13 protein-coding genes are annotated in these 13,560 nt (G+C 29.1%); 5 read left to right on the forward strand and 8 right to left on the reverse strand.

Features of this window, described 5'->3' with window-relative positions:
* Nucleotides 1-47: 47 nt before the first annotated feature.
* A complete protein-coding gene (locus tag GYM72_RS05625) occupies nt 48-866 on the reverse strand; it encodes an AraC family transcriptional regulator (protein ID WP_220263722.1) in 819 nt (272 codons plus the stop codon).
* 259 nt (nt 867-1,125) lie between these two features.
* Between GYM72_RS05625 and GYM72_RS05630 the strand changes: the two genes are divergently transcribed.
* Nucleotides 1,126-1,338: a heavy-metal-associated domain-containing protein gene (locus GYM72_RS05630; protein ID WP_160543152.1), complete on the forward strand. Its 213-nt coding sequence runs from the start codon at nt 1,126-1,128 to the stop codon at nt 1,336-1,338.
* A 147-nt stretch (nt 1,339-1,485) separates the two neighbouring features.
* Nucleotides 1,486-1,935, forward strand: coding sequence for a MarR family winged helix-turn-helix transcriptional regulator (locus tag GYM72_RS05635; protein ID WP_220263723.1), 450 nt, complete (start codon nt 1,486-1,488; stop codon nt 1,933-1,935).
* 121 nt (nt 1,936-2,056) lie between these two features.
* Here GYM72_RS05635 and pdxY read toward each other — a convergent pair whose 3' ends face one another.
* Nucleotides 2,057-2,917, reverse strand: coding sequence for a pyridoxal kinase PdxY (pdxY, locus tag GYM72_RS05640; protein WP_220263724.1), 861 nt, complete (start codon nt 2,915-2,917; stop codon nt 2,057-2,059).
* Between the two features lie 230 nt (nt 2,918-3,147).
* On the opposite strand from pdxY, the gene GYM72_RS05645 reads away from it, so the two are divergent.
* A complete protein-coding gene (locus tag GYM72_RS05645; protein ID WP_220263725.1) occupies nt 3,148-4,698 on the forward strand; it encodes a Do family serine endopeptidase in 1,551 nt (516 codons plus the stop codon).
* Nucleotides 4,699-4,807: 109 nt separating this feature from the next.
* Here GYM72_RS05645 and obgE read toward each other — a convergent pair whose 3' ends face one another.
* From obgE to GYM72_RS05665, 4 genes are all read right to left on the reverse strand, one after another.
* On the reverse strand, nt 4,808-5,794 hold the full coding sequence (gene obgE, locus GYM72_RS05650; RefSeq protein ID WP_220263726.1) for a GTPase ObgE: 987 nt from the start codon (nt 5,792-5,794) through the stop codon (nt 4,808-4,810).
* A 79-nt stretch (nt 5,795-5,873) separates the two neighbouring features.
* Nucleotides 5,874-6,452 carry an adenylate kinase gene (locus GYM72_RS05655; RefSeq protein ID WP_160543157.1) on the reverse strand — a complete coding sequence of 193 codons (579 nt, stop codon included), beginning with the start codon at nt 6,450-6,452 and terminating at the stop codon, nt 5,874-5,876.
* 14 nt (nt 6,453-6,466) lie between these two features.
* On the reverse strand, nt 6,467-7,009 hold the full coding sequence (hpt, locus tag GYM72_RS05660) for a hypoxanthine phosphoribosyltransferase (protein WP_160564895.1): 543 nt from the start codon (nt 7,007-7,009) through the stop codon (nt 6,467-6,469).
* 103 nt (nt 7,010-7,112) lie between these two features.
* Nucleotides 7,113-7,571, reverse strand: coding sequence for a universal stress protein (locus GYM72_RS05665; RefSeq protein ID WP_166006058.1), 459 nt, complete (start codon nt 7,569-7,571; stop codon nt 7,113-7,115).
* A 110-nt stretch (nt 7,572-7,681) separates the two neighbouring features.
* Between GYM72_RS05665 and rseP the strand changes: the two genes are divergently transcribed.
* Together rseP and GYM72_RS05675 are read left to right on the forward strand one after the other, a co-directional pair.
* Nucleotides 7,682-9,010: an RIP metalloprotease RseP gene (gene rseP / locus GYM72_RS05670; protein ID WP_220263727.1), complete on the forward strand. Its 1,329-nt coding sequence runs from the start codon at nt 7,682-7,684 to the stop codon at nt 9,008-9,010.
* Nucleotides 9,011-9,310: 300 nt separating this feature from the next.
* Nucleotides 9,311-10,537: an OmpA family protein gene (locus GYM72_RS05675; protein ID WP_220263728.1), complete on the forward strand. Its 1,227-nt coding sequence runs from the start codon at nt 9,311-9,313 to the stop codon at nt 10,535-10,537.
* 66 nt (nt 10,538-10,603) lie between these two features.
* Here the strand turns inward: GYM72_RS05675 and GYM72_RS05680 are convergent, their stop codons facing one another.
* Both GYM72_RS05680 and GYM72_RS05685 read right to left on the reverse strand, forming a co-directional pair.
* Nucleotides 10,604-11,929, reverse strand: coding sequence for a sugar transferase (locus tag GYM72_RS05680; RefSeq protein ID WP_220263729.1), 1,326 nt, complete (start codon nt 11,927-11,929; stop codon nt 10,604-10,606).
* A 13-nt stretch (nt 11,930-11,942) separates the two neighbouring features.
* Entirely contained in the window at nt 11,943-13,493 is a 1,551-nt protein-coding gene (locus GYM72_RS05685; RefSeq protein ID WP_220263730.1) for a lipopolysaccharide biosynthesis protein, read from the reverse strand.
* Nucleotides 13,494-13,560: the final 67 nt, after the last annotated feature.

Genomic DNA, 13,560 nt, shown 5'->3' on the forward strand with positions numbered 1-13,560 from the left:
GTTTTTAAGCAAAGATACCGGAGATCAACACTCTACAGATAGGACTTTTATTTCTGTTTTCGGTACTTTTCCAAAAAGGTTGAAGGAGAGAAATCTGTTTTCTTTTTGAAAATACGTGAAAAATAAGAGGGATCTTCAAAACCTAATTTATAAGCTATCTCGTTAACATTATTCTCACTAAATAGCAATAATCGTTTGGCCTCTGTAATTTTAATATCTATAATATATTGTTTGGAAGAAATGCCTTTGTATTGTTTACAAATTTCATTTAATTCTTGAGTTGTAACTTTCAATTTTTCAGCGTAATCTTCAATGGATGATGTTTTAAAATTTTCTTCAAAAATTACCATTTTTAAATCGTCTAAAAGAGTATGATGAAAGTTTGTTTCTTTTTTAAATGACAATCTGTTAAGTATGGAATAGAGATAGGGAATTCCTAATTTTATAGTTGTATCGGCTACTTCATCTTTAAATCCAAATTCATGAATAAGGTTCATAAAACAGCTTTCCATAATTTGTATATATGAAGTTGGAATATCTACAAATGTCCTATGATTATTAATACCCAATTCCAAGCCCAGGCAAGCATCCACCATCAAAATATATCCTTTGCTGTCAGAAGAATATTCCCAATTATGTATCTGTTTAGTATTCACAAGAAAAATACGGTTGGGCTTTATGGGATACTCTTGAAAATCGACAACATAAAATCCGCTTCCATGTGTAAACCAAACCAGAGAATAGAAGGAATGTCGATGAGGCCATTCAATATCCGGATCTTCTGTTCCTTCAAATGTTCCCACAAAATACGAAATGAAATGATTCGGTACCCCTAAGATATTTGCTATTGAATATTCTTTTAACATATAACAAAGATAAAATTTATTGTGAGTGATATAATAGAAATATATTTTTTAAATTTCTGATACTGAACTTAAAAAATAGTTTGAAAACCTAATGATTACCTTTTTTATTATAATGGAATTATATAATTTATTGACAGTAAAATTTGTATTATTGATTAGTATCGAATATACTTTATATAAAAAGTTTCCATAATTATATAATTTACTTTCATTAATTATAGAGTACATTTGAGATATCAAATAAATTTGAACAATAAATATGAAAAATGAATTAAAGTTTAAAACTAATATAGATTGTGGAGGTTGCGTAAAAGCAGTAACCCCGTTTTTGTCTAAAGTAGAAGGTATTTCAAAATGGGAAGTTGACACAGCTAATCCGGATAAAATCTTGACTGTAGACTTAGCGGGTGCTACGGAAGAAGAAGTTGTCAATGCAGTAAAAAAAGCCGGATTTACCATTGAGAAAATTTAATTTTTTAATAAAATTGCTAAAAGAACCTTTATTTTTTTAAGGGTTCTTTTTATTGTTATCTTCTTTTTGTTCTTTAATCCTATAATAATATTAATTACCTTTGCATTTTAAAAATTTATATATAAATAAAATATAATTCGGATATCAATGACTAACTCTGAAAAAGAAAATTCGATCGGTTACCAATTAAGTTATACAGAAAATCTGCACAGGAATCTATTAAATAAAAAATTTTCTACCAATAAGTTAGACATTACTCCCGAACAATTTATTATTTTAGATTTATTAACGGAACATACTACAGGAATATCCATGCAGAAAATATCAGAAAAAATACACAGAGATAATTCTGCCATCACCCGATCCATTGATATTTTAGAAAAAAAAAATTTGGTAAGCAGAGTTAATGCAGAAAAAGATCGTCGGAAAAAAATTATATTAATTACTAAGCAAGGAATTACACTTTTACATAATGCTAAAGACATAGCAAAGCAATATGCAAAAGAAGTTGCAAAAGGACTAACTGAAAAACAACTTAATGATTTATTTTCTATTCTTAAGATTATCCAGAATAATATAAATGAATCTAATATATAGAAATGCTTTATAACCTTTTTTATATAAAAGGTTTATTCTTTACACAAATATGCTTATTAAAATTTAAAATTTGCGGTAAAAAAGATATGCGTCTTAAATAATAGCTTACCCTAACTATCAATTATAATTTTACAGCTTCAAACATTTGAGTCGGATTTACGATTTCATCTTGTGCTGCTACCAATTGCAATTCATACTCTCCTTGTCTATGAGTTTCCAGCATTACGGCATAAACAGCAGCAGTCGTATGTTCTAATACTTCTTTACAATTTTTCCCCATTAACATATGGGTCAGTAATAAACCGGAAGTAAGATCCCCTACTCCAACCGGTTGACGAACACCAAAATCTACTAAAGGTCTTGATATATGCCATTTTCCTTCTGAAGTAGACAATAACATCTCAAATTTATCTGAACGATAGCCTGCCCTGCTTAAGTGTTTAACTAATACAGTTTTTACCCCTTTACTGTGAATTACATCAACTGCAGAAACTACTTCCGCAACCGAAGTAATGGTTCGATCGGTTAAAATTTCCAACTCTAATAAGTTAGGTGCCATAATGTCACTTACTCCCATTGCTTCATTTTTAAAAAATTCCGACACTCCGGGAGCTACAATACAGCCTTTTTCCGGATGTCCCATAACGGGGTCACAAAAATAAACGGCATTTGGATTTTCATTTTTAACCTTTTTAACTATTTCCAAAATTGATTTTCCTTGTTCGGGAGAACCGATGTATCCGTTTAAAACTGCATCGCATTTTTTCAACTGATGGATGTTGTCGATTCCTTGAACAATATCCAATAAATGTTTGGCTGTCATTACTTCACCCGTCCATTGTCCATATTGTGTATGATTGGAAAATTGCACCGTATTTAATGACCATACTCTAACGCCGCAACGCTGCATGGGAAATTCAGCTGCGCTGTTTCCTGCGTGACCATACACTACATGAGATTGGATGGATAAAATATTTTTCATTAGTTTTACAATTATTAGTTACAAATTTATAAACTTTATTGGCAATTAGTAGTAATTTATAAAGAATTGTTTAGTATGTTCATTTCTCAATATGAAAAGTGAAAAAATTAATAAACCATATAAAAGAAGATTAATTTCTTGTTAAAAACCGTTAAAGCAACAAAATAATTGAAATTTGGTATTACTTTTGAAATAAAAAAATCCAGTATTTATTTAAATTAAATTGTACTATGAAAAAAAATAAGTTTGAAATTAAAAAAATAGGTTCTTATATTTTAGTAGGTGCGATAGGGGGATTAATTTCTGCAGGTGCAGTTACCTCTATATCCAAAAATCCGAATTTAAATGATTTTGAAATATTTAAAAATCCTACTCATAACGAAAAAGCTTATTTTACTTCAGCTTCTACCAATAGCGTAGTTGGATTAAATCCTCCCGATTTAACCATCGCAGCAGAAAAAACCGTGAATGCAGTAGTGAGTGTAAAATGTTATTCTTCCTATGTGCAGCAACAACGCAGATCCTTAGATCCTTTTGATTTCTTTTTTGGAGATCCTTTTAATTCTCAAGGGCAACAAAGACAACAACAAACTCCAAAAGATTCTCCTAACGGGTTAGGTTCGGGAGTAATTATTTCTAGTGATGGTTATATAGTTACCAATAATCATGTGATTGATGGAGCTGATAAAATAGAAATTACACTTAATAATCAAAAAACATATACAGCCACTTTAGTAGGAACGGATATCAACTCCGATATTGCTCTGTTAAAAATTGATGAAAAAGGGCTAAGCTTTTTAAATTTCTATAATTCCGATAATGTGAGAATTGGAGAATGGGTATTAGCTGTAGGAAATCCCTTTGGATTAACTTCAACAGTTACAGCGGGTATCATTTCAGCCAAAGGTCGTAGTTTAGATCTTTTGCGTTCCAATTCCAGAAGTCCTATTGAATCTTTTATTCAAACCGATGCGGCAGTAAATCCCGGGAATAGCGGAGGTGCTTTAGTAAACGCCAACGGTGATTTAATTGGTATTAATACAGCAATTGCTTCTCATTCCGGAACCGGAACATTTGAAGGGTACAGTTTTGCTGTTCCTTCTAACATAGCTAAAAAAGTTGTGGAAGATATTCGCAAATACGGTTTGGTTCAACGGGGTTATTTGGGTATTGGTGCTCTTGACTTAAGTGATGATTCTGCAGTTAAGCAATATAATTCTCAAAATAAAACCAACTATAAATCACAAGAAGGTGTACTTATCACTGATATTCAAAATGACGGAGGAGCAAAAGATGCCGGCTTGAAAAAAGGAGATATTATCAAGCAAATTGACGGAACAAATATTAAGAACTTCCCTACTCTTTCGGGAGTTATTGGTGAAAAAAGACCGGGTGACCAAGTAAAGGTTACCGTTATACGAGATAATTCGTATAAATCTTTCAATGTTAGAATTAAAGATGCTAAAGGGGGGACTTCAGTTAAAACGAAGAACGATTTAAGTGTCGCCGAAAAGTTGGGTGCTGAATTTCAAGAATTGACTGATGACCAAAAGGTTAATTACGGTTTAGAATCCGGTATTGTTGTAACCAGAATCGATTCTAACGGAAAATTGAAATTAGCAGGCATTGGTGAAGGATATATCTTAATGGAAGTAAACGATAAGCCTGTTAATAGTGAAAAAGACATTGAAAAAATATTAAAAAATTATAAAGGAACGGTTTCTGTAAGATATGTAGATCCTTATGGTAGAATCTATCGTAGAGGATTTAAAATGGAATAAGAAATGTAGTTATTGATATATAATTAATTAGTAGTTTGAATTGCAACTTTTTAAATTTATTAAAAAGTTGCAATTCTTTTTATATAATGTTTTTATGATACATAAATTATTACTGATGTAATAATTTCCAAAGTTCGTCTTTTAATTGAGTTAAATTTTCTCCGGTTACGGCAGAAATAAATAATAATTTGAAATTTTCAGGAAAAGTCTTCCTTATTTCATCCTCCAATTCTTTATCCAGTAAATCTGATTTTGAAATTGCAATTACTCGATCTTTATCATTTAATTCCGGATTATATTTATTCAGCTCATTTAACAGGATTTTATATTCTTGGTAATAATCTTTTGCATCAGCCGGAATCAAAAACAATAAAATTGAATTTCTTTCTATATGTCTTAGAAATTTATATCCTAATCCTTTTCCTTCGGATGCTCCTTCAATAATACCCGGAATATCGGCAATTACAAAAGATTGAAAATCCCTGTATTTAACGATTCCTAAATTAGGTACTAAGGTGGTAAAAGCATAATCGGCTATTTTCGGTTTTGCAGATGTTAAAGCAGACAACAATGTTGATTTTCCTGCATTTGGAAAACCAACTAATCCTACATCACCTAATAATTTTAATTCCAAAATAAAATTACCTTCCTTACCGGGCAATCCGGGTTGAGCATATCGCGGTGTTTGATTGGTTGATGATTTAAAGTGTGAATTTCCTAACCCTCCTTTTCCTCCTTCAAGTAAAATTATCTCTTCTTTATCTTTAGTTATTTCTCCAACAATAGTTCCGCTTTCATCTTTAGCAATAGTTCCTACGGGAACCTCGATATACAAATCCGCTCCATTAGCTCCGGTTAATTCTTGTTTTCCTCCGGGTTTACCATTTTCTGCTTTATTGTGTTTGGAATATTTTAAAGCCAAAAGGGTCCATAGTTGAGCATTACCACGTAAAATTATATGTCCCCCTCTTCCTCCATCTCCTCCATCAGGGCCACCTTTAGGGATATATTTTGCTCTATGAAGGTGTGCAGAACCGGCGCCACCGTGTCCGCTTTTACAAAAAATTTTAACATAATCAACAAAATTCGACTGCATATATCTTTTATTTTTTTATAAAAAAAGGATTATCATTTTTCATAATAATCCTTTTATTTGTATGTGTTACATGTATTTTTTATACAAACTTTTCTATTTCTTTAGACAGTTCTGCGGTTATATCTTCAATACTTCCCTCTCCATCTAATTCAACAAGTTTATGTTGTTCTTTATAATAGTTGGAAACAACGGCTGTTTTTTCATAATATTCTTTAATTCTGTTACGAATTATGCTTTCATCTGCATCATCTGAACGACCGCTTTCTTCACTTCTTTTTAAAATTCTTTTAACTAGAATTTCATCTTCTACATAAAGGGCTAACGTTACATCTACTCGGGTTTGAAATATAGAATCCAATAATTCATCAAGGGCTTCTGCTTGGCTTTTAGTTCTTGGATATCCATCTAAGATAAACCCTTTTTTGTTTGAATTTCTTTTAAGTTCATCTATCAACATTTCTGTTGTAAGTTCATCCGGCACTAATTTTCCATGGTTTATATAGGTTTGAGCCTCTTGACCTAATTTCGTATTATTCTTTATATTATATCTGAATAAGTCTCCGGTGGAAATGTGTTCTAAGTGAAACTTTTCTGCTAAAATTTTTGCTTGAGTCCCTTTTCCACTCCCGGGAGGGCCAAATAAAACAATTATATTCATATTTGAAATTCTGTTTATTCTCCTTTTAATTGGTATAAGTCTTTAAAATTCCTTCCTAAACCATTATAATCCAACCCATATCCTATAACAAATTTATTAGGTATATTCATTCCTATTAAATCTATATTTAGATCCTTTTTATAAACATCAGGTTTAAAAAACAAAGTTGCAATTTTAATGCTTTTCACCGGTTTTACTTCAAGTAATTTATAAAGGTATTCCAAGGTGTTACCGGTATCAATAATATCTTCAAGTATTACTATATCTCGGTTTGTGATGTCTACAGTCATATCTGTAATTAAATCAACAGTTCCTGAACTTTGCATTCCGCTTTTGTAAGAAGACAACTGAAGGAAACCTATTTCACAGTTGCCTTTATAATTTTTTAAAAAATCACTGAAAAACATAATAACTCCGTTGAGCACCCCTATAAAAACGGGGACGGTGTCTTTGTATTCTTCATACAAAGTATTGGTCATCCTTTGTATGGAATGGTCTATTTCTTCCGAAGATATAAAAGGGGTAAAAGTTTTATCCAGAATCTTAATTTCTTCCATATATAACTATCTTTACTATGCCGCAAATATAATGATATTGACTAAATATCAAAGTTTGAAGTATATAATTTTTAATGTTAGATAAATGAACCATCATAAAAGATTAATTTTCATGATGATGTTGATGTTGATTGGGAGGAACTATAAGAATGGGTACTTTAGATTTATTAATAACGTTTTTTGAAACACTGCCAAGGATTGCTTCCATAAGTAAACCTCTTCCATGAGACCCCATAATGATGAGATTAGCTTTTCTGGATTCTGCTTCTTTCAAAATTATATCTGCAGGAGTTCCTTGTTTTATAACAATTTCAACTTCAATGCCTTGTTCTTTTATTGATTTTTCATATTCTACCAATTGTCTGGTTTCTTCCTTCATACCTGCTTCCTCCAATTCCGGAAGATATTGAAAACCGATATCCCCTATAATAAAACCTAAATCTAAACTGGCAACATGTAAAAGGCACATTTTACTTCCGGTAGCTTTGGCATAGATGACAGCTTCTTTCAAAATATATTTGGTAGTTGCTGAAAAATCTACAGGGACTATCATTGTTTTCATAACCTAATTTTTTATTATACAGCTTAAAGTTAATGAATATTTTTATTTTTATCATAAAATTTCAATAGAATAAATTTTCTTACTTTTGCAAACTAAGTTTTATTTTGAATATGCATATATTTATCCAAATTGCCCAGTTATTATTATGTTTATCTATTTTAGTTGTCTTTCATGAAGCAGGACACTTTTTAGCGGCAAAATATTTTAAGACAAAGGTTGAAAAATTTTATTTATTCTTTGATCCATGGTTTTCTTTATTCAAAAAGAAAATAGGTGATACTGAATATGGTATTGGTTGGTTGCCGTTAGGGGGGTATGTTAAAATAGCAGGCATGATTGATGAAAGCATGGATACTGAGCAAATGAAAAGTCCACCTCAGCCTTGGGAATTTCGTTCTAAACCGGCTTGGCAACGTTTAATTATAATGCTTGCCGGAATTTTTGTGAATATCCTATTGGCTATCATTATATATGCCGGTATTTTAATGACTACGGGTGAACAAACTATTAATACGGATCAATTAAAAGACGGATATGCATTTTCTGATGTAGGAAAAAAATTGGGATTTAAAGATGGTGATATTATATTAGAAGTTGATAATAAAGAGATTCCAACTTTTAATTATTTACCTGTTTCTCTTTTATTCGGGGATCATGTAACGGTTAAGCGCGATGGAAAAATCATTAAATTTAACCTCCTCCCTGAAGAAAAAAGGGATGTTTTAAAACAGGAAGGCAGAGGCTTTATTTCTCCGAGAATAATTGCCGATGTTGAATCGATTTTACCAAATTCACTTGCTTCAAAATATCTTAAAATAGGGGATATTATAACTAGTTTCAACAAGCAACCTATTAAGTATATTGATGAATTTAGATTAGAACTTTCTAAACATAAAAATGACAGTGTAACTTTAGGGATATATCGAAACGGACAAAATATAAATGAAAAACTTTTTGTTCCTGATAGCGCCATTTTAGGTTTTGTTCCTAGTGCTTCGAATTTAAAACATGCAACTGCATATAAAAAATATAATTTTGTAGATGCCTTTAAAAGGGCGCCAGTATTGTCTTGGGAAATGTTATTGGTTCAAATAAAACAATTCAAACTTATTATTAATCCAAAAACAGAAGCTTATAAACAAGTAAGCGGTCCTTTACGACTATATAAAGCATTTTCACCTGAATGGAATTGGGGACAATTTTGGAGTTTTACCGCTATGTTTTCTATATGGCTTGCGTTTTTAAATCTATTACCGATTCCAGGTTTAGACGGAGGTCATGCTTTATTTACCATTGCTGAAATGATTACCGGTCGTAAATTAAGTGATAAGACGATGGAAAAGGTTCAAATGGTGGGTATATTTATACTTCTTGGATTAATGATTTTGGTATTTGGAAACGATATATGGAATATTATTGAAAGTTTGATAAATAAATAGTCATTATTTGTATTAAAATTATCAATTTTAAAATTTAATATAACTTTAAGGTTACATAGTATGTAACCTTTTTTATTTTCAATATTATAATAATTACTTATTTTAAATCGATATCAACTTTTAAGATTTTCTAAATAAATTAAAAGTCATGTCATTCCCATAAATTAAAACATTTAATTTTTGTACCTATATTTAAAATCATAAAATTTATTTATTTTTATTGTTTGCGTATTATTAAATTTATATATAATATTTGTATAAAATTAATATAAATATTAAATTTAAAAAAAATATATTTTTATGAAAAAGATAATAATAGTTCTTTACTTCTTTGTAAGCACTTCATTTTTATTTTCACAAGACGATAAACCCTATCCGAGGTATCTAACAAATCGTTTTTGGGATAATTGGTTTATAAATATTGGCGGTGGTGGCGGAATGTTTTTTGGAGGTAAACAATTCAAAGAAGCTAGTTTTATTGATCGTCTTACATGGGCGTCTCATATAAGTGTCGGCAAATGGTTTTCACCACTAGTTGGGGCAAGATTGACGTTTCAAGGTGGTCAAAAACATACATTCAATCCAAATGGAATACCCGTTTTTGATGAAAATAGAAATCCGGTTGATATAAGTACCCTAGACCCTAAATTAATACATCACATGCTTAGTGGTTACTATATAACAGTTCATGCTGACGCGATGTTAGATCTTTCCAGCTTATTTTATGGGTATAAAGACGCTAGAACCTATAGTTTGATATCGTATGCAGGTGCTGGTATAGGAACTGATAGAAATGCAATCGATAATAATTCTCCGGTTATTTTACTTGGTTTGTTAAATACTTTTCGAATTAATAAAAATTTTGCGATAAGTTTAGATATTTCTGCCCAAGCTGTTCAATCAAAGTTTAACGATTCCAAATACCCAAAAAGATGGACAAAATCTTATAAAAAACAAGATTGGGATGGAATCGGTTCTGTGAATTTAGGTTTTATTTTAGGTTTAGGTGGTAAACAAATTTTTGAAAAAGCAGATAAGGTACATGTTGTTGATAATGCTTATAATAATGAATTAGTAAATAAATTAACTAATCAAATAGATAGTTTAAATAATGGGAATAAACTTTTAGCTGAATATCTTGATAAAATTAAAAATGTTCCACCAAAGGTTGAAATTTCTAGGGAGGTTATAATTAAAAATAATCCTTATCCTATTCAGTTTAAAATTAATAGCAGTATCATAAATTCTAAACAAGAGGCTATAATTTATAATATTGCTGATTTCCTTAAAAATAATGAAGATTGTATCGTTGAAATTGTTGGTATATGTGACAGCAAAACAGGAACAAAAAAATACAATGAAGTACTTTCTATTAAACGAGCTAAATCTGTTGAAAACAAACTAATCAAACAATACGGAATATCTAAAGATCGTATCATATCAATTGGAAAGGGTGATTCAATTCAACCTTATCCTAATAATGATTGGAACCGAGTAGTTATAATGACACTTGTTCATCCTAATTAGAATTCAATTTTATTTTAGCTAATCATCAGTAACTGATGATTAGCTTTACTTACTTATCACTTACATTTATTTGCCTTTACCTTGAATCATGACAACTATAGTTAAGTATATAATTTTTATATCAAAAAAGAAATTTTCATTTTGAAGGTACAATAAATCATATTTTAATCGTTGCGACATTTCTTCAACTGTTTCGGCATAGCCGAAATATACTTGCCCTATGGAAGTTATACCGGGCTTTACTTTATGTAATTTTTTATAATTAGGATTTAATTTTATTATTTTATCTATAAAAAATTTTCTTTCTGGACGTGGGCCTACAATTGACATTTCTCCCTTCAATACATTAATAAATTGCGGAAATTCATCAATCCGGTATTTTCTCATGATTTTACCTATAGATGTTATTCTCGGGTCTGAATCTGTAGCTAATTTTGGACCACTATGCTCCGCATCAACATACATTGATCTAAATTTCATTATTTTAAATGGTCTGCCATTTAACCCTATTCTTTCCTGTTTATATATAATTGGTCCTTTAGAAGTAATTTTAATAATCAAGGCTAATATTGGCATTAACCAACTTAAAACAAATGTGATAAAAATTAGTGAAAACACAACATCAAATATTCTTTTAAAAATTTTATTAAATATATTTGATTTTCTTCTATAAATATATATAGGAAAAGTTCCGTAATAGCTTATAATTGAATTATTATAAAACTCATAGGATATATCTGGAATAATATAAATTAAATATTTACTTTCTGAAAATTTGATAATGGCGTCCTCAACTTCTTTACATAATTCTCCATTTAATGAAAAAAATAAAGTGTTTATGTTATGATCTTTTACGAATGAATATAATTTATCGAAATCATATTTAAATTGATTTTTTTCTTGGGGAGCTTTAACAAATTCTCCATAATTATACATTTTTTCACCATGAAAGTATTGCTTTATAAAATTGTTTGTATTGTTATTAGTATCTATAAATACAACCCTTGAAAATTTCTTATTTTGAAATTTATCAGCAATAATATGATGTATGGATATGCATATAAATATTGAAATGTTATACAATAATGTTATATAATTATTAAATAAATATTTACTTTTTAATCCTGAAACAGTAAATACTATAAATGTAAATATTATTGCTTGTATTAATACTTTTCTTATTGTTTCTAAAAAATTGCTTTTTTTTAATTTATATAATCCAGTTTTTTCTGAAATAAAGTACCAACTTATAATAAATAGCAACAATGCTTTGTAATGGTTTTCAAATAATAATAAAATATCCCATTTATCGCCTATTGTTTTATATTGTATTTTTAAAAAACAAAAAAATAAATAAATAATTATTAAAATATCAATTAAAAATTTAGTCATTGGTATAAGTGATTTATATAGATTTATTTTCAAATATTTTTAAAATAAAATTAAGTTTATTCATTAATAAATTAAATATCTTTATTCTCATAGGTTTATCAAATAATATAAAATAACCTGATAGAGGAATTAACAGTATAGATAAAAAGCAAACTAATAGTAATCTAATCCAACCTTCTGTTAATAAATAATGTAAATATATCTGTATTACAGACCCAAAACACACAGCTATTAAACACAAAAATAAATTTTTTAACGATATAAATTTATAGGAAAGTTGTGGAAGTAAATATTGCAAAACAATTGTTATTGAGAAATAATAAATTATCATCATGATAACATTTAATATATATGGGATAATAGGTGAAAATCCCATTTTAAAGAAGACATAAGAGAATGGTAAAACCATTAAATATATTGTTCCGGAAATAAAACTTAAACTTTTTATCCTTCCTGTTGCATGTATAGCAAAAAGCATTGGAGTACTAACAACATAAATTATATTTGATACTAAATTTAGTTGAGTAAATATCAATGTATAATTTGGAACTTCTTTTAACCATATGTGTAATATAAAATTACATTCTAAAATGAAGGGTAATTCTAATAAAAAAATTAAGATAAAAGCAAGTTTTGTTGAATTGTTCATTAAATTTTTCATTCGATTTAATTCACCCGATGCAAAATATTTTACGATTTGTGGTTGAACTGCTGATAAAAAACTACTTGAGAAGCTTGTAATTGCACCTTGAACCTGATTCGCTATTCCATAAGCAGCGTTTAAAAATACACCAAAAAAAGAATTAAGTAGCATATTTACACCTTGAGTTTTAGCAATAACACTGACATTTCCATATAAATCCCATGCAGAAAAATTCAACATTGGATAAATAATGGTTTTATCCCATTCTAGTTTATACTTATAATTTTTTAAAATTCTTAAACAACAAATTATATATGATATTGCTATAATAACCGCAACACATAAAAGTAAAAAGGAATATAAAATCAATTTGTCGTAATTAACAAAAATTAGAAGTATAGTAACACCTAATTTTAGCAAACTATTGACAACTTCAAGAATGGCAGAAATATTCATTTTTTCATGTGCTATAATCATTGCATAAAAAGGAACAAGAATTATACTAATAATAGCACTTATAACCGAAAATTGATATACCCACTGTGCAGCAAATAATTTATCTTGATTAATAACAATTTTATTATTCAACCACCATAATCCTACAGTTTCCGCCAAAAGTAAAATGATACCAGCAATTATAAAATGAACAGATAACGCAGCTGTAAACGTTTTAAACAAAGATTCTTTAGTTCCTTTACCAAGTTCAAATGTTAGAAATCGAGATGTTGCTCCACTCATCGACGCATTTAGAAATCCGAACATAACTATGACTCCCGCAACAATATTATAAATTCCATAATTTTCAACTCCTAATGTCTCTAGAATTAGACGAGAAGTGTAAAAACTTATTACCAATGAAAATATCATTCGTGAATATAAAAAAAGCGTATTTTTAGCTATACGTTTATTATCATCATGCATTTTTAATTAATATATTTTGGAGTTAGCAGTGAAAAATATTTTAAAATAAATTAAAATTTTTTATATA

The sequence above is a fragment of the Apibacter sp. ESL0404 genome (genome assembly GCF_019469245.1).
GTDB lineage: Bacteria > Bacteroidota > Bacteroidia > Flavobacteriales > Weeksellaceae > Apibacter.